Source organism: Amycolatopsis sp. NPDC049868 (assembly GCF_044461365.1).
Lineage (GTDB): Bacteria > Actinomycetota > Actinomycetes > Mycobacteriales > Pseudonocardiaceae > Amycolatopsis.
The window spans coordinates 322962-345571 of the sequence record NZ_JBITKV010000001.1; the positions used below are offsets into that span (position 1 = coordinate 322962).

Below are 22610 nucleotides of genomic sequence, written 5' to 3' on the forward strand. Positions count from 1 at the left end.
GCGGGGGGGGGCCCGCCTCCCCCCGCCCCCCCCCCCCCCCGCGGGGTGGGGGCCCGCGGGGGGTGGCACCCGCCCCACCCCCCCCCCCCCCGCCCCCCCCCCCCCGCCCCCCCCCCCCCCACGGCCGCGCCCAGGTGGCGGAGGGCGTTCCTTCACCCATTCGGCCCAGCAGACCAAAATAGATAGGAAAACCACCCCCGAAACCGCGTAAGAGCGGCGCCCCTGCCGACTTTCATACACGTGAGCGCGCTCGTACCGGGTTTTGTCACACGGGACGGGCGGTGGAGATGGTGGGCAAGGCAGGGGATGGGGAGTGCTGATCGACGCTGAGAGCTATCAGCGGATACTCGGAGACGAGCTCCGCAAGCTCCGCCGTAAACGTGGCTGGACACGCAAGGAACTGAACCAGCATCTGCAGAGCGAGATCTCGCTCCAGACGCTGGCCACCTACGAGCTGGGCACCCGGCACTGTTCCGTGGTGCGGCTGGTCGAACTGTGCGTCGCGATGGACGAGCTGCCACAGGATCTGCTGGCCAAGGTGCATCGCCGGGTGTTCGTGGACGAACCGGGCCGGGTACGGATCGACCTGCGCCTGGTGATCAAGGACGAGCAGCAGGAGCTGCTCCCACTGAGACGGTGGGCGGACGACCGGCTCAAGAGATCGAGTGACAACGGCTCCGCCGAGGTCCACCTCGATTTCGCGGCGCTGGAACGGATGGCCGAGCTCTGCGGCATCCCCACCGTCGATCTCATCGGAAGGCTTCGCCGGCTCAACCCCTCATGAGCGCGGCATTCCCCGGTCCGTGAAGGCCATGCCCCCCATCCTGGCTTTCACGGACCCTCCCCTCTTCGCGTGAAGGCCCCCTTCCCTCGGCTGAGCCGAGTGAAGGGGGCCTTCACGCGCGTTCCTCCTCAGCCGAGGAGTTCGTAGTCCTCGCGGCGCACCTTGCGGGTGTCGAGCCAGTACCGCCAGGTGAAGCCCGGCCAGATCGTGCGGTTGACGCCCTTCGCGTCGAGATACCAGCTCTTGCAGCCGCCCTGGGTCCAGATGCCCTTGGCGAGTTTGCGCTGGATTTCGCCGTTGAAGCGCTCCTGCGCCTCCGGCCGCGGGTCGAGCGCCTTGCCACGCGCGAGCCTCAGCGCCCGCGCGACGTACGAGATCTGCGCTTCGATCATGAAGACCACGGAGTTGTGCCCCAGCCCGGTGTTCGGGCCGAGCAGGAAGAACAGGTTCGGGAACCCGGACACGGTGATGCCCTGATAGGTCCGCATCCCCTCGGTCGCCCACTCCTTGCCGAGGTTGCGCCCGTCGCGGCCGATGATCTCCAGATCGTCGAAGGCGTCCGTGACGTGGAATCCGGTGCCGTAGATGATCGCGTCGACCTCGTGCTCGACGCCGGCGCCGTCGACGACGCTGTGCTCGCGGACCTCTTTCACGCCGTCGGTGACGACGTCGACGTTGTCCCGGGCGAGCGCCGGGTAGTAGTCGTTGGAGACCAGTACCCGCTTGCAGCCCATGGTGTAGTCCGGCGTCAGCTTCCGGCGCAGCTCCGGATCCTTGACGCTTTTGAAGATGTTGCGCTTCGCGATGCGCTGGCCGATCTTCATCACCCACGGCTGCCCGTTGAAGCCGATCGCACGGGCTTCGAGGCCCCAGTAGAGGACGTCGCGGAAGGCACGCTGCAGCAGCGGCACCGAACTGAACGTCTTGCGGAGCGCTTCGGGCATCTCGCGGTCCGGCTTCGGCATGATCCACGGCGGCGTCCGCTGGAAGAGCGTCAGCTCGGCGACGTCCTTCGCGATCTGAGGCACGAATTGGATCGCGCTCGCGCCGGTGCCGACCACGGCGACCCGTTTGCCGGTGAGGTCGTAGTCGTGCTCCCACTGCGCGGAGTGGAACGCCCGGCCCTGGAAACGCTCGATGCCGGGCAGCTTCGGGATCTGCGGCAGGTGCAGCGCGCCGACGCCGGCGACCAGCGCGGGCGCGACGAACTCGTCGCCCGTCTTCGACGCGACGTGCCAGCGGTTCTCGTCGGCGTCCCAGCGGGCGCCGGTCATCTCCTGGCCGAAGCGGATGAAGCGGTGCAGGTCGTACTTCGCGGCGACGTCGCGCATGTACTGCCAGATCTCGGGCTGCGGCGAGTACGCGCGGGACCAGCCTGGGTTCTGCTCGAACGAGAACGAGTACATATGCGAGGGGATGTCGCAGGCGCAGCCGGGGTAGGTGTTGTCCCGCCACGTGCCGCCCACGTCGTCGGCCTTCTCCAGGATGACGAAGTCCTCGCGGCCCTCTTTTCGCAGCTGAATGGCCATGCCCAGCCCGGAGAAGCCGGTTCCGACGATGACGACACCGGTCTCGGTGCGGTTGCCCATGACCCGACCTCTCGCTCAAATTACCTGTTACCGGGAGTTCACCTTACTCGAAGTAGGTTACCTTCGGTAGAGTGTTGTGGTGACGACGGCGAAGCGCAAACGCATGCCACGAGCAGAGCGGATGCGGCAAATGATCGAAATCGCTGAGGAAGTCTTCGCCGATCGCGGCTACAGCGCGGCGTCGATGGACGACATCGCGGAACGCGTCGGGGTCTCCAAGCCGATGCTCTACGAGTACTTCAACTCGAAAGAGGGACTCCTGCTCGCCTGCATCCAGCAGTCGCGGGCGGCCCTGCGCGAGGTCACCGAACGGGCGACCGTCGGCGCGACGTCGGCCGAGGACGCGCTACGGCGCGGGCTGCTCGCCTTCTTCGTCTTCATCAGGGAACGACGGCAGGCCTGGTCACTGCTCCGCCACGAGATGGCACTGATCGGGACCGGCGCCGCCGACGAGATCGAGCAGACCCGGCGCCAGCAGACCGACCTGATCGCCGCACTGATGAGCGACCATCTCGAACCCGGCGACGACCTCCGCGCCGAGGCGTCCGCGGAGTTCGTCGTCGGCGCGTGCGAACGGCTCGCGATCTGGTGCGAACGACACGAGGACGTCAGCCCCGAAACGGCGACCGGATACGCGATGGACATCCTCTGGTCGGGCCTTTCCGCGAGGGCCCGCTGAAACGACTGTGAAGATGCTCGTGCATTAGGCCATTCGGTCGTCACTCAGAGCACATTGCCGCCAGTGTCTTGTGACACAGAGTTGTCCTACTGTATCGATGACACTGTAGAAAGTCTGATGGACAGTCGCGGCCACCGTCAGGAGGGGGCGCCACCACCCGAAAGTGGCGTCATGACGGCGGCGTGACGAAGTCCATTGAGTGACGCATGCTCGCGAGGAGAGGGGTGAGGCGGATGACCGAACCGATCACCGCGTCGTACGTCCAAGAGGACGACGACTGGAAGGTCACGGTCAGCGGCTCCGGCAAGGAACTGACCGGTCGCGCGCCGGGCATCATCGCGGCACGGGACCGGGCCGACCAGCTGGTCGAGAAACTGTCCCCGCCGGAACATTCGACGGTGGTGCACCTGCTCAACGGCAGTGCGCTCGAGTTCACCGCCGCCTACATGACGGCGAGGCTGACGCTCCCGGAGATCGAACCGCTCGAGGTTCCTCCGCCGGCGAACGGCAAGGCCAAGGAGAAGACCGGCGGCAAGCCTCCGGTACCCCAGGGCAAGGAACTCCCGAAGGCCGTCGACGAGGCGAAGTCCAAGGAGAAGCCCAAGCCCGCCAAGACACCCGCCAAGGCGGCCCAGACCTCCTGAGACCTACTTCAGGAGTTTGCGGATCAGCAGCACGCCGATCAGCACCGCCCCGCCGATGAGCGGGTACTTCACCTTGGGCTCGTCCAGCTTCGCGCGCAGACCGGTCTTCGCGGAATCCACCAGCTTCGCGGGGTTCGCCTTCGTGCCCAGCTGGTCGAGCGTGGCGACCAGCGCGTTCCTGGCCTGCTCGATCTCACGCTCGATGGTCTCGGGATCGCGAGCCACGTGTCCTCCTCGCCGCGACGGACTTGCTGGAAGCCCACGTTAGAGGACGCCACCCCGCACCGTGGCATCGGCCACGCCGAGAAACGCCGAACGTGTCGCACGCTACGATTTCAGGGCAGCACTGGGGGCCCGTAGCCCAATTGGCAGAGGCACACGGTTTAGGTCCGTGCCAGTGAGAGTTCGAGTCTCTCCGGGCCCACCCCTCAGGCACATCGGCGGCCCTCGCCGCCTCCCGGTCACGCGACGGCGGCGGCCGGTCACCGCGAGTGCGCGCACTCGTCGAGGCCGGCACGCCGGATCCGTTCGGTGACCGGGCCCGAATCAGCGGATACCGCAGCACCGGGGGCGGCCTTCCCGCGGTTGCCTGCCGACGATTCGGCGCCGCCGAAAGAATTCGTAATAGGTATTTCTAATTCGATGATCTTGCCGCGCGAACCGCCGAAAGAACTCGTAAGTCGTTATGGTCGAGCCGGTTGAGCCGGACGCCGATCTGCGTATACTCGGCTTCGAGCGCCGGCAAAGTCACCTTTGGGGCAGCCCGTGGCACCATGGGGCTTTTTGGGGTAATACCACGACATTCCGGGGGGAACGTGTACCCGCTCGACGGTTGACGCGTCGGCACCGGTCCATTGTGGACCATGTGCTTCAATTCGCCTGCACCTCTCTGCCCGAGTTCACCGAACTCGCCACACGCACGCGCGGAATTCTTCCGGCGCGCGTTTCGCTGCCCGTCAGCGCATTTCTAGGAGAGTCATGCCCAGAATTCGCCTTACCTATTGGTGGGACGGCCACGCGCCCGGCGACGTGGTCGATGTCGACGACCAGGTCGCGGTCACGTTGATCGGCCGGATCGCGGTGCGCGCCGAAGACGACGGCGGCGAGCCCGCGGCCGAGCGGTCCGAAACGAGCGAGGGGTGACCGGTCCGATCGTCTTCCCCGACGTCGAGCGGCTGGTCGTCGATTCGATCAAGAACCGCGCGGAACTCACCGGGATCGTCGTGGACAACAAGCCGCCGCCCGGGTTCGACGGCACCCAGAAGACCGTGCTGGTCTCGCGCGTCGGCGGCGCGTGGATCGACGACCAGTACCTCGACCAGCCGTTGATCGACCTGGAGTGCTACGGCCCCGACAAGACGGCCGCGCACGGGGTGTCGCTGCTCGCCAGGGCCGCGGTCCTCACGCTGCGCGAAGTCGGTTACGGCGGCGCGCGGGTGGTCGACGTCGCCGAGATGGACGGGCCGCGCTGGCTGCCCGACTACCACCATGCGGCGGCCAGCCGCTATCTGGCCACGGTGCGGCTGCTCGTCCGGCCGGCCTGACCTTTTCCATTCCCAAACCAAGGAGTGACCACTGATGGCTGGTTCCAACGCCAAGGAGATCCGGGTCGCCGGCAGCGGCCGCATCCTCGTCGCCCCGCTGGGCACCGCGGCCCCCGCGGACACCGCCGCGGCGTGGGGCGCCGACTGGAAGGACCTCGGCTACACCACCACCGACGGGGTCAAGGTGTCCAAAAAGGACAAGATCGACCCGATCGACACGTGGCAGAGCGTCAGCCCGGCCCGGTTCGTCTACTCCGACCGCGACCTGACCTTCAAGTTCCAGATGCTGCAGCTCAACGAGGACACGATGCCGTTCTTCTTCGGCGGCGGCGCGGTCGCGCAGGTCGGGACGTCCGGTGTCTACAAGTACGAGATGGCCGCCGAGCCGAAGTTCGACGAGCGCATGCTCGGCGTGGAGTTCACCGACGGCGGCGACGTGAAGTACCGCCTCATCGTCGCACGTGGACAGGTCACCGAGACCGAGGAGATGGCGCTGGTGCGCACCGCTCCGCTGAAGCTCGGCGTCACCTACACGGCGCTGGCCGTCGACGACAAGGCCCCGCTGGTCACCTTCCTGATGAAGGACCCGGCGTACGCCGCCGTCTGACCACTCCTCCGGGGGCGCGGACCTCCCGGCCGCGCCCCCTGCCCCGCATCGAAAGGACACCGCCATGACCCGTTTCAACGTCAACGCCGCTCGGGCCCAGCGCCTCGAGGCGGACGGCGCGGACTGGGAGTTCGAACTGGACGACGAGGTCTTCCGGCTGCCCCGCGAGTTCCCTCGTGCCATGGCCAAGCAGCTGAGCCAGATCGACGACAACGACATCGACGGCCTGCTTGAGGTGTTGCTCGGTGAGGAGCAGTACGAGCGCTTCAACAAGCACATGGTGACCGTGCAGGACGTCGCCGCGCTGCTGGAGGCCTACGGCAAGGAGACGGGTCTGCCACTGGGGGAAGGCTGAGCCTCGGCACGCTCGTCGAAGAGCATGCCGAGGCCCTCGAGGCCGACCTGCTGCGGTACTACAACGTGGATCTGCTCGATTGGTACCGGGAGAAGCTCTCGTCCCGGCGGCTGAAGGTGCTCATCGAACACCTGCCGCGGGATTCGTCGTTCGCGAAGTCGTTGCACGGCGAGGAAGCGGAGTGGCACCTGAGCGACCACCTGCTGGCCGCGATGGTGGATCACCTGGCGGTGTCGAACTGGATGTTCGCCACGGTCAACCGGGACGAGAACGCCGAGGAGATCCCGTACCCGCAGGCCATTCCACGTCCAGGGCCCGGTGCGGCCGACGAGGAAGAACCGAAGGCGGAACCCGAAAGCACGGACGCGAGCGAGATCCTCGCTTTTTTTCGCAGCACCGGTTAGGAGACTGACGTGGTCGACTTGACTCCACTTGGGGGGCCGATTCCCACCGGCGGTGGTGCACCTCCGATCACACCGGACCAGGCCGCGGCGATGGGCAAACTGGTCAAGGAGGCGGTCACGACCGCTTTCAACGCCGTCTACCCACCCGAGACCCGAGAGGCCCTCAAGCGGGAGTTGACCGGTGTCAAGGCCGAGGTCAACGGCGTCACCAGCGCGCTCAACCTGGTCAAGGTCGAGTGGACCGCGTTCAAGTTGGAGCCGCCGTCGATCTGGGAGATCATCCAGCAGCGCCGGGCCAAAGCGCGAGGTGAGGCGCCCGAGCAACTCAAGGCACTCGGGGACAGTGCGAAGAAGCGCGCCAACGACGCGCATCGGCTTGCCCAAAGCGCCAATCAGAACGCCGGAACCGCACTACGGAAGGCCAACCAGGTCGGCACCGGCGTACAGCAGGGCATCACCGCGCGACTCAACCCGATCTCACAGAGCATCTCGACGTTGCGCGGCCAGGTCACCCGGCTCGACCGGCGCGCGGCGGCGATCGGCCGGGAGACGACGGCGGCCCTCCAAGGGGTTCGGCGCGTGGGCACCGACCAGAACCGGCTCACCCAGCGCATCGCCACCTTGGAGCGCAGGCAGCAGACCGGCCAAGGCGGCCGCGGCCAGGACGCCGCCGCGCTCAGGCGTGAGGGCGATCGGACCCGCCAGGCCCTGCGTGACCTCACCGCCGCGATGCGCGGCACAGGCCCTGGATCCCAGCAGTTCAAACGGCAGATCGAAGCGATCGAGCAGTCGCTCCGCTGACCATCACCACGCAGACGAAGGAAGCCAGCCAGCATGAGAAATGCCTTGGTACAGGCCACGGGCGCGGTCGGCCGGTTCCGCGCGGCGCTGACGCAGGCCAGTGGGGCGGGCGGCCGGTTCCGTACGGCCACGAGCCAGAGCACCACCCAGGTCCGCCAGCTCAAGACCGCGGCCGACCAGGCGGCCAGGTCCGTGCAGCAGGCCGGGCGGCAGGCGGCGTCGGGCGGCGGGTTCTTCTCCCGGTTCAGCCAGGGGCTGCGCACCGCGACCACCGCCCAAAGAGGACTCAACGCCGCGATGAAGGCCAACGTCCTCGGTTTCCTGCTCAGCCTGTTGCTGCCGCTGGTCTCCAAGATCGTCGACATGGCCATGCAGTCGCAACGCGTGCGACAAGTCGTGTCCGCGGCCTTCCGGATAATCGGTCAGGTCGTCGGCGCGGTGATGGACTTCATCCGCAAGATCATCAGCGCGGTGTGGCCCTGGATCGAAACCTACGTCCGCACGTACATCACCATCGTCATGACAGTGATCCGGACGGTCATGAACGTCATCCAGACCGTCATCTCCACCGTGTGGAACGTGATCTCGACGATCTTCCGCACGGCCATGAACGTGATCAGCGCGGTCGTCTCCGGTGCCTGGAACGGCATCAAGAACGTGATCATGCCGGTCATCAACTGGATCGGAGAGGCCATCCCGGCCGTGTGGAACCGGGTGACCGGCGCGTTGCGCGCCGCCTGGGACGGGCTGGCCGGCTTCGCGCGCGCCGCGTTCGAAGCGGTGCTCGGCGCGGTCAAGGCCCCGATCAACGCCATCATCGGTCTGGTCAACATGGCGATCCGCGGCCTCAACAGCATCAGCGTCACCATCCCGGACTGGGTTCCGTTCGTCGGCGGCAAGACGTTCGGCCTCAACCTGCCGCAGATCCCGCAGCTGGCCGCGGGCGGTATCGCCACGCCGGTGCCGGGCGGGCGGCTGGTGAACGTCGCCGAGGCCGGGCACGCCGAGGCGATCATCCCGCTGTCGAAGCTGCCGCAACTGCTCGACCTGACGAACAAACGCCGCGACGAAAAGCCGGTCACGGTGAACATCCACCCGAGGGCACGGCAGTCCGAGTACGAGATCGGCCGGATCGCCGCGCGCGAGCTGGCCTGGGCGGGGAAGCGATGACCACGATGCGACCGCCGGGAACCGTTCTGCAGCAACCGGTTTTCACGGTCGACGGCTGGGCGGGCAACACCGTCGACACCGAAGGCGTGGAGTGGTGGGTGACGAAGGAAGAGGGCTGGGCCTCCTCCCCCGCCGTGCGGCTCACGCTGACCGACCGGCCGGAGCGGGACGGCGCCTTCGACGCGCCGTCCTATCGCTCGCCGAGGGTGATCACGCTGGAGGGCACCGCGGTCGCGCCGGACCGGATCAGCAAGGAACGCGCCAAAGACCGGCTCGCCGCCGTGCTCAACGACGGCTCCCGGCTGTTCCCGCTCGTGGTGACCGAACCGCACGCGGTGCGCCGGGCGATGGTGCGGCTGTCCAGCGAGTCGAAGATCCTGGACAAGAAGGCGGGCGCGTTCGAGTTCTCGGTACAGGTCACCGCGCCGGATCCGTTGCGTTACTCCGCCGAGCTGCGCGTCGCGAGCTGTCCACTGCCCAGTTCCGCGGGCGGGTTGACGTTCCCGCTGACCTTCCCGCTGGACTTCGGGACCGGTGCCACCGGCGGCAGGCTGTCGCTGGAGAACACCGGCACGGTGGCGGCCTGGCCGACATGGAAGATCAGCGGCCCGTGCGCCGACCCGGTGATCGTCAACACCCAGACCGGCGAGGAGCTGGCCTTCCAGATCCAGCTGGCCGCGGGCGAGGTGCTCGTCGTCGACACCGACGCGCGAACCGTGCTGCTGCAAGGCCTCGCGTCGCGCCGCTCGGTGCTGCTGCCCCATTCACGCTGGTTCCCGCTCAGCCGTGGCGGGATCGACATCGCGTTCCGGGCCGCCGCCTACGACCCGGCCACGCGGCTGACCGCCGAATGGCGCGACGCATGGAGCTGAACATCCCGAGACTAGGAGCCCGCTGATGCCCGAGCGCGATTCCGCCTGGCTGTCCGGTGGCGTCGTCGACGCCGAGGACGCCAGGCTCGCCACCGGTTCCCTCGTGGCCGCCGGGAGCTCCCCGGTGCAGAGCCGTACCGGGCTGCGGCCGGCGGCGAGCGCGGGCCGGGTCGGCCCGACCAGTCCGCCGTCCGGCAAGGTCCAGGTCAACCCGTTCCAGGCGGTCATCCAGGGCACCCGTTCGCCCAGCGCGGGCTCGTACCTGGTGACCCTCGATCAAGCCAAGACCGTCGACGTGCTCGGCGCCGTGCCCGCCCACGCGACCTACGCCCGGTACGACCTGATCGTGGCGCGCCAGACCGACACCCAGTACGGCGACACCACCTCGGCGATGACGGTGAGCCTGGTCGCGGGAACACCCGCGCAAACACCGGTGGAGCCCACGGTCACCGGTGACGTCATCGTGCTGGCCAGGATCACGGTGCCCGCCAACGCGACCACGATCGGCTCGACGCAACTCCAGGACCGGCGCGTCTTCACCAGCTCCGCCGGCGGTGTCATGCCCGTCCACGGTGAAGTGAACCGGCCCGCGGTGCCGTACGCCGGTCAGCTGGTGTACCGCCAGGACCTTCGGGTGCTCGAAGCCTACGAGGGCACGGCGTGGAAACCCGCGGTGGCCAACTCGATGGCCATCTACGGACCCAACGATCCGGGCTGGCCGCTGAACGGCAGCACCGTCGGCGGCGACCGCCGGGTGTTCAACCGGCTGACCGTGCCCGCCGTGTACTTCCCGCGGAGGCTGCTGATCACCGCGATCGCCTTCTACGACACTTCCGGGGCGGCCGACCGGTACGACATCACCCTTCAGGCCAACGGCACCACGGTCGGCCTGACCGTGGTGAACACCCCGGTCGGCGCCGGGATGGCCACCGGTTCGGTGACCGGGATCGCCAGTCAGCCCGCCGACACGGTCGTCACCGTCGAACTGGGCATCCAGCGGTTCGACGGCAACGGGACGGCACTGGTCGGGTGGGGCCACCCCTACGACTCCATCAACGTTCTCGCGATCCCTAGCTAGGAGACGAAAACATGCCAGAACGCGACTCCGGCTGGGTCGGCGGCGCCGTGGTCGACGCCGAGGACGCCCGGCTGGCCACCGCGGCCCTCGCCGCACCCGGCAGGACCCCGGCACAGTCCCGCACCGGCCTGCGGCCCGCCCCCGGCGACCCCGGTTTGGTCCGCGCGACCTCGACGCCGTCGGGAAACGTGACCGTGCAACCGTTCCAGGCCGTCATCCAGGGCACGCGGCACGCCGCCGCGGGTGCCTACCTGGCGACCCTCGACGAGCAGAAGACGCTCGACGTGCTGAAGGTGCCGGCCCACGGGTCCTACAACCGGCAAGATCTCGTCGTCGCCCGGCAGACCGACGCGCAGTACGGCGACCCGACGTCGAAGTTCGTCGTCGAGGTCGTCGCGGGCACCGCCGCGTCGCAGCCGAGCGACCCGACGGTGACCGGCGACGTGCTCAAGCTCGCCCGGATCACGGTGCGCGCCAACACCTCGACCGTGACCGGCGGCGACATCACCGACCTGCGCCCGTACACCTGCGCGGTGGGCGGGATCCTGCCGGTGCGCAACGCGAGCGAGCGTCCCCTCGACGCCTATCCCGGCCTGTACGTGCATCGTGCCGACACCGGCAGGCTCGAGTTCTGGACCGGCGGCGTGTGGAAATCGCTGCTGGTGGAGGACGACACCGGCTGGCAGGTCGTACCCGTGGCCGCCGGCTGGACGGCGGGAAGACCGGGTGACGCCGAGAACGCCACCGTGGTCCAGGTACGCAGGATCGGCCCCATGGTGTACGTGCGGGGCGCGGTCACCCGGCAGAACACCCCGGCGGGCCACGGCACGACGATCCTGACGCTGCCACAGGCCTACCACCCGCAGTTCGCGCACCACTGGGTCGGGAACACCTGGAGTGGCCAGGCCATCGGCTCGCATCAGTTCCTCGACCTCGGTATCCCGCGAAACGGTGTCATGACCATGTGGACCGACAACAACGTCGGTGTGCCCGTCAACGAGACCATCCTGCTGAACACGTCCTACCTGCTGGGCTGACCGGACGATGACGAACCGGAACACCGCCCGCTACCGGTACATCGTGGCCGATCTGCGGACCGGCCAGGTGCACGCGGAACTACCGTTGCGCGACGTCTCGTTCAGCTCGGTGCTCAACGACGCCGGCGAATTCCAGGGGCAACTGGTGCTCGGCGATCCCCGTATCGCCGTGCGCGAGCCCGAGTTCGTGACCAGGCCCGCGCACACGGCGCTGTACGTCGAACGCGACGGTGTGCTCGTCTGGGGCGGGATCATCTGGACGAGCAAGTACTCCTCGGCGGGCCGCGCGATCGAGATCGGCGCGGCCGGCTTCCTGTCCTATTTCGACCACCGCCGGGTGCTGCCGAAGGACTTCGCCCCGTCGAGCGGCACGCTGGCGGGCATCGCGGTCACGTACACGAACGTCGACCAGACCGAGATCGCCCGCAACCTGGTCGCCACCGCGCAGGGTCATCCGCGCGGCAACATCCGGATCCAGTCCGATCCGTCCGTGACGTCCGGGATCAAGCGGACGATCGGCTATCCGGGCCGCGAGCTCAAGTCGGTCGGTGACGCGCTTCGCGAACTGTCCAATTTGGAGAACGGGCCGGACTTCGCGTTCGACGTCGTCTACGGCGAGGGCGGCCACGCCGTGCGCCGGCTGCGGGTCGGCACACCGGAACTGGGCCAGCAGGGCACCCCGCACGTGTGGGAGTTCGGCGGCAACCTGATCGAGTACTCGTGGCCACGCGACGGGTCGTCGATGGCGACCCGGGTGTTCGCCCTCGGCGACGAGAACGAAGCGGGCCAGCAGGTCGGCATCGCGCAGGACAGCTCGGCCGCGCGCCTGTTGCTGGAGACCGAAGTGTCGCTCGTGAACCTGAGCGACCCGGAGCTGCTTCGTTCGCAGGCCCGCTCGGCCCTGACCGCCGCGGTCGATCCGGTCGTGCTGCCTGAGCTGGTCGTCCGGGGCGACCTGGATCCGGTGCTCGGCTCGTACGCCGTCGGCGACCAGGCACTCATCGTGGTGCGCGACGACTTCTTCCCCCTCGGCACCCAGTTCCGGGTCCGGATCGTCGGGCTCGAAGTGACCCCCGGCGACGACGCGGGCGAGGAAAAGGTGCAGCTCACCGTGTCACCGATCAGCGGAGGACCATCATGACCCGTGTGAACCAGCCCGATTCGCTGCTCACCGAGCTGCGTGACATCAAGCGGCGGCTTCGGGCGCTGGAGACCAGGAGCGCCGCGCTCCCCCCTGCCGCCGCGGAGGCCGCTGTGGCGCCGGAGTCCGAGGAGACGCGCGCCGACGACGCCGAGTAGGGACGTGGATCAGCGCACCCGGTCGTAGACCAGCGCCATCTCCCCCAGCTCCCCGGCCTCCTGATAGGCCAGCGCCCACTTCGACGCGGGCAGGCCGGCGGCGAACAGCCGCTGCCCGCCGCCGGTGATCTCGGGGCAGATCATCAGGTACAGCCGGTCGAGCAGGTCGTCCGCCAGCAGGGCCTTGATGACGCTGGCGCTGCTGTTGACCAGGATGTCGCCTTCCCCGTTCGCCTTGAGGCCGGCGATGACCTCGGCGACGGGGGCGTTCACGACGCGGGCGCGGTCCCAGGGGGCCTCGGTCAGCGTCGTCGAGAAGACCACCTTTTCGGCGTCCGTGAGCCATTTCGCGTAGGCGCGGTCGCGGGGGTCGGCATTCTCGTCGGCGGCGACGGTCGGCCAGAAGCCCAGGAAGCCCTCGGCGTTCAGTCTGCCGAGCACCGCGGTGGTCGCCGTCTCGTGGATGCGGCCGAGGTGGGCACGGGCGACGTCCGTGGTGGCGTACGAGACGATCGCGCCCATGTCGCCGGGGCCGCCGGGTCCGCTGTAGTGGCCGTCGAGGGTGAGGCTGATGTTGGCGGTGACGCGGCGGCCGGTGTGGTTCGTCATGGCGTTCAGTCCTTTTCCTTGATGAGTTGTGCCGCGAGGTTGTCGAGTACCTGGCCCCAGCCGGTTTCGATGCCGGCGATGAAAGGGACGGCCTCGACGGTGGTTTCGGTGACGCGCAGGTCGAGCCGGAGCCGCGTCCCGCCCGGCGCCTCGGTGAAGTTCAGGTCGTAGTGACCGGTGAAGAAGGTGTCCCCCTCGGCGTCGAGCACCGAGAGGTCGAACTCGAGGTGTTCGGGTTCGGTCGCGGCGCGGACTTCTCCCGCGGACCGGTAGCGCCCTTCGGCGTCCCGGTAGTCGAGCACGGCCCGGCCACCGGTCCACGGCTCGATGACGCAATCGGTGACGGTCATCGAAGGCGGCGCCCACCAGGACGCGAGCAGCGCGGGCTCGGTCCAATGCCGCCAGACGTCGTTCCGCGGCACGGCGAGCAGACGGTCGAACGAGAACGCCCGCCCGTCCGCCCACCGGTTCTGCTTCGCGGCCTCGGTGTCAGCGCCGATCGCGGCCTGATAGCGCGTGAGGACGTCTCGCTCGCCCGCGTTCGCCTCGATGGTCGTGATCAGCGTCCGCAGCCGTCCTTCGAGATCCTTCAGCGGACCCGCTTCGACCGCGTAGACGCGACGCTGCCCGAGCGGGAAGACCGTCACGAGCCCGGCGCGGGCGAGGGTCTGCAGGTGTTTGGTGGTCTGCGGTTGCCGCAGGCCGGTCAGCTCGGCGAGCTCACCGACGGACCGGGGCCGCTCGGCGAGAAGCTCGACGAGGCGCCACCTCGCTCCGTCGCCCACTGCTGCTGCGATCTGCTCCATGCCGAGAAGTATTCACTTGGCAGAATATTCTTGTCAAGGAATATCTTCGGGATGGAACTCCAGCAGACTGCGCTGCTCGGTCAGGGTGGTGACGGAGTCGAACACCAGACCGTGCGCGGAGGCGAGCTCGCGAAGCTCGTCGAGACGTCGCTCGCGGCCGCCGTAGAGCACGAGCATGACCAGGTCCCACTCGGTCTGGGCCCCGAGCCCGCCGACCGCCTCGATGACGAGGACCCGGCTTCCGGCACCTGCCGCCTCGGCACACCGGGCCAGGATGCGATGGGCGTGTTCGTCATCCCAGTCGTGGAGGATGTCGGACAACAGATAGGCGTCCGCCCCGACCGGGAGCGGGTCGAAGAAGCTGCCCGCGGTCACCTCGACCCGGTCTTCGAGACCCTGCTCGCGCAGTTCCGCTTCGGCGGCGGCCGCGGTGGGCGCGAGGTCGACGAGCCGGCCGCGCATCGAAGGGTTGGCCTTCAGGATCGCGGCGAGCAGGCTGCCGTGACCCCCGCCGACGTCGACGAGCGTGCCGAAGCGGGACCAGTCGAACCCGGTGACGAACCGGGGCACCTGCGTCAGGTACCGCTGGGTCATCTGCCGGTCGAACGTCTCCCGGAGCTGGGGGTTTTCGGCGAGGTCGGTCCAGAAGTCCTTGCCGTAGCGGCGGAGGTAGCCCGCCTCGCCGGTGGCGATGCTGTGCGCGAGTTCGACGAACGCCAGTTCGCCCCGCCCGCCGGCGGCGTTGATGTCGAGGAGTCCGGCGAGACCGTTGCCCGCGTCGGCGCGGAGTTTCGCTCCGTACCCGGTGGTGCGATAGCCGGCCGATGTCCGTTCGAGGACGCCGAGCGTGGTCAGATGCCCCAGCAGCAGATCGAGCGCGAGCGGGGATTGGCCGAGCTCCGCCGCCAGGTCACCGGCTGCCGCGCCTTCGCCGGACAGCCGGTCCGGCAACCCCAGTGTCACCGCGACGCGCAGCGCCATCGGCGTCGCCAGCCCGGCCAGCCGGAGGAATTCCTGTCTGTCCTTGTCATGAGTGGTCACGGGGTCAAGGTCCGTCCGTTGAGGTCCGCGTTCTCCACGCTCTCGACGTAGCTGCGCGCGACGTCGGCCGCCGGGGTGCCGCCTTCCGGTTCACCGAGCGCCGCGAGCGTTTCGCTCACCCAGCCGGGGCTGACGGCGTTGACGCGGAGCCCGCGAGGCAGTTCGCGGGCCGCCGCGGCGACGAAGGCTTCGAGACCGGCGTTGGTCAGGACACCGAAAGCACTGCCGCGCAACGTTTCCGGGATCCGGCCCGCGGTCAGCGTGACCGAGCCACCGTCCGGCAGATACGGGATCGCATGCCGCAGCAGGAACACCTGCCCGAGCAGCTTTCCTTGCAGGCCTTGGGTGAACTCTTCGTCACCACCGCCGTCGACCGGGACCAGCGAGCCGCTCCCCGCGCAGCACACCACGTGCTCGATACCCGGCTCGGCGGCGAAGAGCGCGTCGACCGTGGCCGGCTTCTCGACGTCCACTTTGACCTCACCGGAGCGGGACGCGGCGAGCACCGTGTGCCCGCGCGCGTTGAGTGCTGACGAGACCGCGGCCCCGATCGTCCCGGTGGCACCGACCACGAGGATCTTCATCGGCGTCTTTCCTTTCAAGGTCGCAAGAGAGGTTCTGTTTCGTAAGCCCGGTGCAGTGCCTCGACGAACGACGGCGCTTCCGGCAGCGGCGCCGGGCCGATCCGGTGCACCGCGATCCCCGGCGTCCACGAGTTCATGACCACAGCGCCGCCGAGCCCCGGCAGGTCGGCGAGCGTGACCTCCTGAACCCGTTGCGGCACACCGAGCCCCTCCAGCCGTCGCCGGACGATGCCCATCGTGGTTCCCCCCAGCAGCTCGGCTTCGGGCCACACCACCGTATCGCCGTCGGAGAAGGCGAGGTTCCAGATCGTCGCCTCGCTCAGCCTGCCCCGCCGATCGACGAACGCCGCGTCGTCGAATCCTTCGGCGACGGCCCGCCGCCGGAAGTAGGTTTTCGCCATCTCACCGGTGTGCTTGACGGCGGGCAGGACGCGCTCGTGTTCGACGGCCGTCAGCGCCAGCGGCCCGGCCGGACCCGAAGCCGGGGGCCGGGTGCGCACCAGGACTTCGAGATCACCCGGCAGGTGGATCGTCACGGTGAGGGAGACGTCGGCGGGCCCGGACTTCAGCGCCTCGCGCACGTACGAGCGGATCCGGTCGTCCGGCAGGGCGTCGCCGAACAGCTCCAGCGAAGCGCTCCGCAGCCGGTCCAGGTGCAGGTCGAGACCACGGACCCGGCCGTCACGCACCTGCATGGCCGTGAAGTGGGCGAAGCCCGCGAAGGCGAGTGGCGCCAGGTCTTCGGCGGTCGCCGTCCGGCCGTTCCGCTGCGCGACATAGGGACTCATGCCCGCACCGTAAACCGGTTGCGGCCGCCGTGTCCCGAAGGGAGGATCCGGCGGTGCCCGTATCGCGTTCAGAGCTGACCCGCTGGCAGTTCGATCTGACCTGGTCGTTGTTCGAGTACCACCTCGCCGATCTGGAGCCTGGCGACTTCCTCTGGGAACCCGCCGCCCACTGCTGGACGATACGGCCGGACGGCACACCCGACTGGGCCGACGCCGAACCCGATCCCGTCCCGGTCCCCACGATCGCCTGGCTCACCTGGCATATCGGCTGGTGGTGGAGCGTCGCACTGGACCACGCGAACGGGCGGACTCCGCGCGAGCGCACGGAAATCACCTGGCCCGGCGCGGAAACTGTCATCGCCTGGCTTGGCGGCCTCCGCGAGGAATGGCTGGCAGTGCTGGACCGCTTGACCGACGCCGACCTTGACGCGCCGTCCGCTTACCCGTTCGGAGAGGAAGCCGGGCTGACCTTCGCCCACACCGTCGCCTGGGTGAACGCCGAACTGATGAAGAACGTGTCGGAGATCGGGCAGCTCAGGATGCAGCGGCGCGCGGCGTGATACCGGGAATGGACTTCAGCTCGCCAAGGAGCATCGAACTGACGGCGACGGGGTAGTCGTCGAGCGCGTACCACGTCTCGGCGAGCTTCACCCGGACCGGAGTCTTCCCTTGGTGCGCCAGCAAAGTCCGCTTCAGTTCGAGGACCGCGTCCTCGGTCAGCCGCTCGGGCGTCGCGTGCAGGGTCAGCGGTGGTTCCCCGTCGGCCGCGGCGGAAAGATCGAGCGGTACGAGGCCGCCGCCGAACACGGATATCTTGTCCTCCCGCCAGTTCACCCGGCCGCTGACGCGGACGGCGTTGTCTTCGGCCAGGTCCGCCGCGAAAAGCGCGTACGCCTTGGGAAAGAACAGCACTTCGAGCGCGGCGTCCAGATCCTCGATCGTGCAGATCGCCCACGGCTCGCCCTTCTTGTTGACCCGCCGCTCCAACGACGTGATGAGCCCGGCGACGACGAGTTCGCCCTCACGCGGCGGATTGTCGAGGATCGCCGCGATCGGGCGGGGCGCGTGCGCCCGCAGGACGTGCTCCGCCCCGTCGAGCGGATGCGCCGACACGTAAAGCCCGAGCATTTCCCGTTCGTGGGCGAGCAGTTCCTTGCGTGGCCATTCCTCGACGCCGTACTTGAGATGCGCGAGCGGCGAGGTGTCGTCCTCGCGTTCGTCACCGGAACCGAAGAGATCGAACTGCCCCATGGCCTGCTTGCGTTTCAGCGACACCACGGCGTCCACCGCGTCCTCGTGCACCCGCTGGATCGAGAGCCGCGTGTGCCCGAGCGAGTCGAACGCGCCCGCCTTGGCCAGTGACTCGATGACACGTTTGTTGCACGCCACCAGTTCCGATTTGTCGAGGAAGTCGGTGAACGACGCGTACTTCCCCTTCTCCCGCCGGGTCTTGATGATCGAGTCGACGACGTTCGCGCCGACGTTGCGCACCGCGCCCAGCCCGAACCGGATCGCGTCGCCCACCGCGGCGAACCGGAGCCCCGACTCGTTGACGTCCGGCGGCAGCACCTCGATCCCCAGCCGACGGCATTCCGAGAGGTAGACCGCCGACTTGTCCTTGTTGTCCCCCACCGAAGTCAGCAGGCCCGCCATGTACTCGGCCGGGTAATTCGCCTTCAGGTACGCGGTCCAATAGCCGACCAGGCCGTAACCGGCGGCGTGGGACTTGTTGAACGCGTAGCCGGCGAACGGCAGGATCGCGTCCCAGAGCGCCCGCACGGCCGCGAGGGAGAAACCGTTGGCGAGCATGCCGTCCCGGAAGCCTTCGAACTCCTTCTCCAGTACCTCTTTCTTCTTCTTGCCCATCGCCTTGCGCAGCACGTCGGCGCGACCCATGGAATAGCCGGCGACATCGCGCGCGATCCGCATGATCTGTTCCTGGTAAACGATCAGGCCGTGGGTCTCGGCCAGGATCTCGCGCAGTGGCTCGGCGAGCTCGGGATGGATCGACTCGATCGGCTGCCTGCCGTTCTTGCGGTCCGCGTAGTTGTTGTGCGTGTTCATCGCGATGGGACCCGGCCGGTACAGGGCGTTCACCGCGATGATGTCGCCGAAACCGGTCGGCCCCATGCGGCGCAGCAGATCCCGCATCGCACCGCCGTCGAGCTGGAAGACGCCGAGACTGTCGCCGCGGGCGAGCAGTTCGTAGGTCGCCGGATCCTCCACGCCGAGCGTGTCGAGATCGATTTCTTCGCCTCGGTTGGCCTTGATGTTGTCGATCGCGTCACCGATGACGGTGAGGTTCCGCAGGCCGAGGAAGTCCATCTTCAGCAGGCCGATGGCCTCGCACGACGGATAGTCCCAGCCGGTGATGACCGCGCCGTCGTCCCGCCGCCACAACGGGATGGCGTCGAGCAGCGGTTCACTCGACATGATGACGGCGCAGGCGTGGACACCGGCGTTGCGGATCAGCCCTTCGATCCCCCGCGCGGTCTCGAAGATCTTGGCCGCCTCGCCGTCGCCTTCCAGCAGCGCGCGGACCTCCGCCGCTTCGGCGTACCGCTCGTGGTCCGGCTCGACGATCCCGGCGAGCGGGATGTCCTTCGCCGCGACAGGCGGCGGGAGCGCCTTCGAGATCCGGTCCGCGATCGCGTACCCGGTCTGTCCATAGTGGACGCGCGCGGAGTCCTTGATGGCCGCCTTCGTCTTGATCGTGCCGAAGGTGATCACCTGGGCGACGTGCTCGGCACCGTACTTGTCGGTGGCGTACCGGATCATCTCGCCGCGGCGCCGGTCGTCGAAGTCCATGTCGATGTCCGGCATGGAGACCCGTTCGGGATTGAGGAACCGTTCGAAGAGCAGGCCGAGGTCGATCGGGTCCAGGTTCGTGATGCCGAGCGCGTACGCCACGAGCGAGCCCGCCGCCGAACCGCGGCCGGGCCCGACCCGGATGCCGACACGGCGGGCGTGGTTCATCAGGTCGGCGGTGATCAGGAAGTACGCCGGGAAACCCTTGCCGGCGATCACGCCGATCTCGAAGTCGGCACGGGCAAGATAGGCCTCGGGGACGCCGTCCGGCAGACGGCGGCGGAGCCCGGCCGCGACCTCCTCGCGCAGCCAAGATTCCTCGTCGTGCCCTTCGGGGACTTCGAAGACCGGCATCCGGTCGACATGCCGGTAGACGTCGTCGTAAGGCTCGACCCGTTCGGCGATGAGCAGCGTGGAATCCGCCGCGCCCGGGACCTCGGCGTCCCAATACCGGCGCATCTCCTCCGCGGACTTGAGGTAGTAGCCGTCACCGTCGAATTTGAACCGGCCGGGATCGTCGAGGGTCTTGCCGGACTGGACGCACAGCAGCGCCGAGTGCGCCGCCGCCTGATCCTGGGTGACGTAATGCGAATCGTTGGTGGCCAAGGGTTTCAGGTCCAGCCTGCGACCGATGTCCAGCAGCCCGTCCCGTACGGACCGCTCGATCGGGAGACCGTGGTCCATCAGTTCGAGGAAGAAGCCGTCCGCGCCGAAGATGTCGCGATAGTCCGAAGCCGCCTGGATCGCCTCGTCCGGCTGGCCGAGCCGGAGCCTGGTCTGCACCTCGCCGGACGGGCACCCGGTGGTGGCGATGACGCCTTCGTGGTGCCGGGCGAGAAGTTCGCGATCCATCCGCGGTTTGCGGTAGTAACCCTCCAAGCTGGCCAGCGAGGACAGTTTGAACAGATTCCGCAGCCCGGTCGCGTTCTCCGCCAGCATGGTCATATGCGTGTAGGCGCCGCCGCCGGAGACGTCGCCGCCGTCGCCACGCCGTCCCCAGAACACCGGTTTCTTGTGGAATCGGGACTCGGGCGCGAGGTAGGCCTCGATACCGATCACCGGTTTGAGCCCGGCCCGGACGGACTGACGGTAGAACTCGTCCGCGCCGTACATGTTCCCGTGGTCGGTCATGCCCACGGCGGGCATGCCGAGCCGCTGGGCCTCGGCGAACAGCGGCGCGATCTTGGCCGCGCCGTCGAGCATCGAGTACTCGGTATGAACGTGCAGATGCACGAAGGAATCCACCGGCTACTCCCCATGGTTGTACGATTCCGATCCGACGCGGCGATTGGACCGGTGTCGTGCTGGTGTTGTCCAACAAGCGACACGCGATCGAAGACAACCAAGAGTTGTAGGGAGCACAGTGGAACTGGATCTGGGCGCGGTGCGCGCGTTCGTCGCGGTGGCCGAGGACCGGTACTTCAGCGAGGCCGCGATCCGGCTGGACATGAGCCAGCAGGCGGTCTCCAAACGCGTCGCGAAGCTTGAGGCGGATCTCGGCGTGCGGCTGCTGTCGCGCACGCGCGGAGGCGCCGAGCCGACCGAAGACGGCGAGGAATTCCTCAAGCACGCTCGGGCGCTGATCAGCCTCGCCGACCAGGCCGTCGAGCGTCTTCAAGGCAGGCGACGTCCCCTGCGCGTCGACGTCCTCGGCACGCGGCTGGCGACCATGGAGGTCATCCGGGCGTTCCACGCCGACCACGACGACGAACTGGAACTCGTCACGCCCGGGTTGGGCGCGGTGCGCCGGTCGATGCTGCCCGAGTCCGTCGATGCCGCCTTCGCCCGCGTCAGCACCGCGCCTGCCCCGGGGATCGGCCGCACGCCCGCCTACCTGGAACCGGCGAACCTGCTGGTCGGACGGCGGCATCCGCTCGCGCGGCGGCGAAGGGTCGCGATGGCGGACCTCGAAGGTCTGACGGCTTGGATGCCCTACAACGCGCGGGCCAGCGAATGGGCGGAGTTCTGGGCGGAACTGTGCCCGGCGTTCGGCATCCTGGTCGACACCGAGGGCCCCAACTTCGGGCTCGAACACCACGTCGAGGTGCTCAGCGAGTCGAAGGACCGGCTGGGCTTCGTCGGCGCGAAGATGCACGTGCCCTGGCATCCGGACGTCGTCCAGATCCCGCTCGTCGATCCGACGCCGGTGTACCCGTTCTCACTGCTGTGGCGGCACGACAACCGGCATCCCACGCTGCCGTTGCTGATCGAGCACGTCCGCTCCGCCTACCGGCCCTTCGATCCGGAGCGGCAGTGGCTCCCGGCGTCGGATCGGGAGGCCATGACCGCCCCCTGACTTTCCAAATCGGAAAGTGTAGGGTTTCCATCATGGAAACAAAGCGGCCGACGCCGGAAGAAGCCAGTAGCGCGTTGCGGGACATCGAAGAAGCACAGGCCTCGCTGGCCCGTGTCCCACCGCCGTGGTGGTACTTCCTCGCACTGGCCGCGTTGCTGGCCGTCGCGCCGCTCATCCAGCTCACCCCGTCGACGGCGGCGGGCGCGGCGCTGGGCCTCGGCGGGCTCGCGGTCTGGGCCGCGCTGTTCGGGATCACGATCGGGACGTTCATCCGGCGGTCGGGAGTCGTGCCCCGGCTGAGCGCCGTCCCGATCCGGCGCGTCTGGCCGGTGCTCGCCCTCGCCGCGCTGGTGATGATCGGCGCGATGGTGGTGGCCAACGTCATGGACCAGGTCTGGATCTGGTTCGCCGGGTCCGGCCTGCTCGCCTGTCTCGTCTTGGTGCTGGGTGCGATCATGCGACGCCAGGCGCGCTCCCGGTGAGCGAGGACGGCTTCGACCTGATCATCCACGCCCCGAACAGGCTGAAGATCTGCGCCCTGCTCGACTCCGTGGAACGCGCCGAGTTCGGTGTGGTCCAGGAGCGGCTCGACGTCAGCGCTTCGGTGCTCAGCAAACACGTCGGTGTACTGATGGACGCCGGTTACGTCAAGCAGGACAAGGCCGTTCGCGACACGCGTCAACGGGTCTGGCTCCTGCTGACCAGGGCAGGCCGGGAGGCCTACCGCGGTCACGTGGCCGCGTTGCACGAGATCGTCGCCCAGGCTTCGGAACCGGCCGTCGGCGGTGGCGACGCGTGACGGTGACCCGTGTGCA

The 22610-nt window shown here is 68.4% G+C and carries 27 protein-coding genes and 1 tRNA gene; 20 read left to right on the top strand and 8 right to left on the bottom strand.

The genetic code is table 11. The annotated features are described in order from the left end of the window. The first annotated feature begins 313 nt into the window (after positions 1–313). The gene (locus ACIBTM_RS01630; protein ID WP_038509035.1) at positions 314–784 is read left to right on the top strand and encodes a helix-turn-helix domain-containing protein; all 471 of its coding nucleotides are present in this window, start codon (positions 314–316) and stop codon (positions 782–784) included. Positions 785–912: 128 nt separating this feature from the next. On the opposite strand, the gene ACIBTM_RS01635 is transcribed toward ACIBTM_RS01630, so the two are convergent. Further along, positions 913–2373 (bottom strand): flavin-containing monooxygenase, encoded by a 1461-nt coding sequence (locus tag ACIBTM_RS01635; protein ID WP_395874518.1) that lies wholly within the window; start codon positions 2371–2373, stop codon positions 913–915. A gap of 121 nt (positions 2374–2494) precedes the next feature. Between ACIBTM_RS01635 and ACIBTM_RS01640 the strand changes: the two genes are divergently transcribed. Next, on the top strand, positions 2495–3052 hold the full coding sequence (locus tag ACIBTM_RS01640) for a TetR/AcrR family transcriptional regulator (RefSeq protein ID WP_395875768.1): 558 nt from the start codon (positions 2495–2497) through the stop codon (positions 3050–3052). 233 nt (positions 3053–3285) lie between these two features. After that, complete coding sequence (locus tag ACIBTM_RS01645; protein WP_395874520.1) at positions 3286–3696, top strand: hypothetical protein; 411 nt, start codon at positions 3286–3288, stop codon at positions 3694–3696. Between the two features lie 3 nt (positions 3697–3699). On the opposite strand, the gene ACIBTM_RS01650 is transcribed toward ACIBTM_RS01645, so the two are convergent. Continuing rightward, the gene (locus tag ACIBTM_RS01650; protein WP_005165704.1) at positions 3700–3921 is read right to left on the bottom strand and encodes a DUF3618 domain-containing protein; all 222 of its coding nucleotides are present in this window, start codon (positions 3919–3921) and stop codon (positions 3700–3702) included. Positions 3922–4046: 125 nt separating this feature from the next. Between ACIBTM_RS01650 and ACIBTM_RS01655 the strand changes: the two genes are divergently transcribed. The 13 genes from ACIBTM_RS01655 to ACIBTM_RS01715 all read left to right on the top strand — a co-directional run bounded on the left by ACIBTM_RS01655 (position 4047) and on the right by ACIBTM_RS01715 (position 12863). After that, a tRNA-Leu gene (locus tag ACIBTM_RS01655) sits at positions 4047–4120 on the top strand. A 554-nt stretch (positions 4121–4674) separates the two neighbouring features. Then, positions 4675–4839: a hypothetical protein gene (locus ACIBTM_RS01660; RefSeq protein WP_395874522.1), complete on the top strand. Its 165-nt coding sequence runs from the start codon at positions 4675–4677 to the stop codon at positions 4837–4839. Then, positions 4836–5240 (top strand): hypothetical protein, encoded by a 405-nt coding sequence (locus ACIBTM_RS01665; RefSeq protein ID WP_395874524.1) that lies wholly within the window; start codon positions 4836–4838, stop codon positions 5238–5240. Before ACIBTM_RS01660 ends, ACIBTM_RS01665 begins: the two co-directional genes overlap by 4 nt. Positions 5241–5274: 34 nt before the next feature. Beyond that, positions 5275–5847: a phage tail protein gene (locus ACIBTM_RS01670; protein ID WP_395874526.1), complete on the top strand. Its 573-nt coding sequence runs from the start codon at positions 5275–5277 to the stop codon at positions 5845–5847. A 64-nt stretch (positions 5848–5911) separates the two neighbouring features. After that, positions 5912–6202, top strand: a complete 291-nt coding sequence (locus ACIBTM_RS01675; protein WP_395874528.1) for a hypothetical protein — start codon at positions 5912–5914, stop codon at positions 6200–6202. Between the two features lie 65 nt (positions 6203–6267). After that, positions 6268–6606 (top strand): hypothetical protein, encoded by a 339-nt coding sequence (locus ACIBTM_RS01680; RefSeq protein ID WP_395874529.1) that lies wholly within the window; start codon positions 6268–6270, stop codon positions 6604–6606. Between the two features lie 9 nt (positions 6607–6615). After that, positions 6616–7407, top strand: a complete 792-nt coding sequence (locus tag ACIBTM_RS01685; RefSeq protein WP_395874531.1) for a hypothetical protein — start codon at positions 6616–6618, stop codon at positions 7405–7407. Between the two features lie 33 nt (positions 7408–7440). Then, on the top strand, positions 7441–8577 hold the full coding sequence (locus ACIBTM_RS01690; RefSeq protein WP_395874533.1) for a hypothetical protein: 1137 nt from the start codon (positions 7441–7443) through the stop codon (positions 8575–8577). Further along, positions 8574–9449: a phage distal tail protein gene (locus tag ACIBTM_RS01695; protein WP_395874535.1), complete on the top strand. Its 876-nt coding sequence runs from the start codon at positions 8574–8576 to the stop codon at positions 9447–9449. The genes ACIBTM_RS01690 and ACIBTM_RS01695 overlap by 4 nt, the downstream gene beginning before the upstream one ends. 25 nt (positions 9450–9474) lie before the next feature. Further along, positions 9475–10527 (top strand): hypothetical protein, encoded by a 1053-nt coding sequence (locus ACIBTM_RS01700; protein WP_395874537.1) that lies wholly within the window; start codon positions 9475–9477, stop codon positions 10525–10527. Positions 10528–10538: 11 nt separating this feature from the next. After that, positions 10539–11564, top strand: a complete 1026-nt coding sequence (locus tag ACIBTM_RS01705; RefSeq protein ID WP_395874539.1) for a hypothetical protein — start codon at positions 10539–10541, stop codon at positions 11562–11564. Positions 11565–11571: 7 nt separating this feature from the next. Further along, positions 11572–12705: a hypothetical protein gene (locus tag ACIBTM_RS01710; protein ID WP_395874541.1), complete on the top strand. Its 1134-nt coding sequence runs from the start codon at positions 11572–11574 to the stop codon at positions 12703–12705. Beyond that, positions 12702–12863 (top strand): hypothetical protein, encoded by a 162-nt coding sequence (locus tag ACIBTM_RS01715; RefSeq protein ID WP_395874543.1) that lies wholly within the window; start codon positions 12702–12704, stop codon positions 12861–12863. Before ACIBTM_RS01710 ends, ACIBTM_RS01715 begins: the two co-directional genes overlap by 4 nt. Positions 12864–12872: 9 nt before the next feature. On the opposite strand, the gene ACIBTM_RS01720 is transcribed toward ACIBTM_RS01715, so the two are convergent. Genes ACIBTM_RS01720 through ACIBTM_RS01740 form a run of 5 tightly spaced genes read right to left on the bottom strand, consistent with a single transcriptional unit; the run spans position 12873 to position 16691 of the window. Next, positions 12873–13472, bottom strand: coding sequence for a dihydrofolate reductase family protein (locus ACIBTM_RS01720; protein WP_395874545.1), 600 nt, complete (start codon positions 13470–13472; stop codon positions 12873–12875). A 5-nt stretch (positions 13473–13477) separates the two neighbouring features. Further along, entirely contained in the window at positions 13478–14278 is an 801-nt protein-coding gene (locus tag ACIBTM_RS01725) for a metalloregulator ArsR/SmtB family transcription factor (RefSeq protein ID WP_395874547.1), read from the bottom strand. A 33-nt stretch (positions 14279–14311) separates the two neighbouring features. Further along, entirely contained in the window at positions 14312–15319 is a 1008-nt protein-coding gene (locus tag ACIBTM_RS01730; RefSeq protein WP_395874549.1) for a methyltransferase, read from the bottom strand. Then, positions 15316–15903: a short chain dehydrogenase gene (locus ACIBTM_RS01735; protein WP_395874551.1), complete on the bottom strand. Its 588-nt coding sequence runs from the start codon at positions 15901–15903 to the stop codon at positions 15316–15318. The genes ACIBTM_RS01730 and ACIBTM_RS01735 overlap by 4 nt, the downstream gene beginning before the upstream one ends. A gap of 14 nt (positions 15904–15917) precedes the next feature. Next, positions 15918–16691, bottom strand: coding sequence for an aminotransferase class IV family protein (locus ACIBTM_RS01740; protein ID WP_395874553.1), 774 nt, complete (start codon positions 16689–16691; stop codon positions 15918–15920). 53 nt (positions 16692–16744) lie between these two features. On the opposite strand from ACIBTM_RS01740, the gene ACIBTM_RS01745 reads away from it, so the two are divergent. Continuing rightward, positions 16745–17251, top strand: a complete 507-nt coding sequence (locus ACIBTM_RS01745; RefSeq protein WP_395874555.1) for a DinB family protein — start codon at positions 16745–16747, stop codon at positions 17249–17251. On the opposite strand, the gene dnaE is transcribed toward ACIBTM_RS01745, so the two are convergent. After that, positions 17226–20744: a DNA polymerase III subunit alpha gene (dnaE, locus tag ACIBTM_RS01750; RefSeq protein WP_395874557.1), complete on the bottom strand. Its 3519-nt coding sequence runs from the start codon at positions 20742–20744 to the stop codon at positions 17226–17228. The two genes, ACIBTM_RS01745 and dnaE, sit on opposite strands and share 26 nt — an antisense overlap. Positions 20745–20862: 118 nt before the next feature. Here dnaE and ACIBTM_RS01755 point away from each other — a divergent pair, with 118 nt between their 5' ends. From ACIBTM_RS01755 to ACIBTM_RS01765, 3 genes are read left to right on the top strand one after another with little or no spacing between them, the layout of a single operon-like run. Beyond that, positions 20863–21795, top strand: a complete 933-nt coding sequence (locus tag ACIBTM_RS01755) for a LysR family transcriptional regulator (protein WP_395874559.1) — start codon at positions 20863–20865, stop codon at positions 21793–21795. Between the two features lie 32 nt (positions 21796–21827). Further along, entirely contained in the window at positions 21828–22277 is a 450-nt protein-coding gene (locus tag ACIBTM_RS01760) for a hypothetical protein (protein WP_395874561.1), read from the top strand. Beyond that, positions 22274–22594: a transcriptional regulator gene (locus tag ACIBTM_RS01765; protein ID WP_395874563.1), complete on the top strand. Its 321-nt coding sequence runs from the start codon at positions 22274–22276 to the stop codon at positions 22592–22594. Before ACIBTM_RS01760 ends, ACIBTM_RS01765 begins: the two co-directional genes overlap by 4 nt. Positions 22595–22610: the final 16 nt, after the last annotated feature.

Coding starts and splice junctions, on each gene's coding strand:
- ACIBTM_RS01725 (WP_395874547.1), bottom strand. CDS start 14,278: ATGGAGCAGATCGCAGCAGCAGTGGGCGACGGAGCGAGGTGGCGCCTC.
- ACIBTM_RS01700 (WP_395874537.1), top strand. CDS start 9,475: ATGCCCGAGCGCGATTCCGCCTGGCTGTCCGGTGGCGTCGTCGACGCC.
- ACIBTM_RS01660 (WP_395874522.1), top strand. CDS start 4,675: ATGCCCAGAATTCGCCTTACCTATTGGTGGGACGGCCACGCGCCCGGC.
- ACIBTM_RS01645 (WP_395874520.1), top strand. CDS start 3,286: ATGACCGAACCGATCACCGCGTCGTACGTCCAAGAGGACGACGACTGG.
- ACIBTM_RS01675 (WP_395874528.1), top strand. CDS start 5,912: ATGACCCGTTTCAACGTCAACGCCGCTCGGGCCCAGCGCCTCGAGGCG.
- ACIBTM_RS01735 (WP_395874551.1), bottom strand. CDS start 15,903: ATGAAGATCCTCGTGGTCGGTGCCACCGGGACGATCGGGGCCGCGGTC.
- ACIBTM_RS01635 (WP_395874518.1), bottom strand. CDS start 2,373: ATGGGCAACCGCACCGAGACCGGTGTCGTCATCGTCGGAACCGGCTTC.
- ACIBTM_RS01705 (WP_395874539.1), top strand. CDS start 10,539: ATGCCAGAACGCGACTCCGGCTGGGTCGGCGGCGCCGTGGTCGACGCC.
- ACIBTM_RS01690 (WP_395874533.1), top strand. CDS start 7,441: ATGAGAAATGCCTTGGTACAGGCCACGGGCGCGGTCGGCCGGTTCCGC.
- ACIBTM_RS01670 (WP_395874526.1), top strand. CDS start 5,275: ATGGCTGGTTCCAACGCCAAGGAGATCCGGGTCGCCGGCAGCGGCCGC.
- ACIBTM_RS01715 (WP_395874543.1), top strand. CDS start 12,702: ATGACCCGTGTGAACCAGCCCGATTCGCTGCTCACCGAGCTGCGTGAC.
- ACIBTM_RS01720 (WP_395874545.1), bottom strand. CDS start 13,472: ATGACGAACCACACCGGCCGCCGCGTCACCGCCAACATCAGCCTCACC.
- ACIBTM_RS01740 (WP_395874553.1), bottom strand. CDS start 16,691: ATGAGTCCCTATGTCGCGCAGCGGAACGGCCGGACGGCGACCGCCGAA.
- ACIBTM_RS01640 (WP_395875768.1), top strand. CDS start 2,495: ATGCGGCAAATGATCGAAATCGCTGAGGAAGTCTTCGCCGATCGCGGC.
- ACIBTM_RS01695 (WP_395874535.1), top strand. CDS start 8,574: ATGACCACGATGCGACCGCCGGGAACCGTTCTGCAGCAACCGGTTTTC.
- ACIBTM_RS01760 (WP_395874561.1), top strand. CDS start 21,828: ATGGAAACAAAGCGGCCGACGCCGGAAGAAGCCAGTAGCGCGTTGCGG.
- ACIBTM_RS01710 (WP_395874541.1), top strand. CDS start 11,572: ATGACGAACCGGAACACCGCCCGCTACCGGTACATCGTGGCCGATCTG.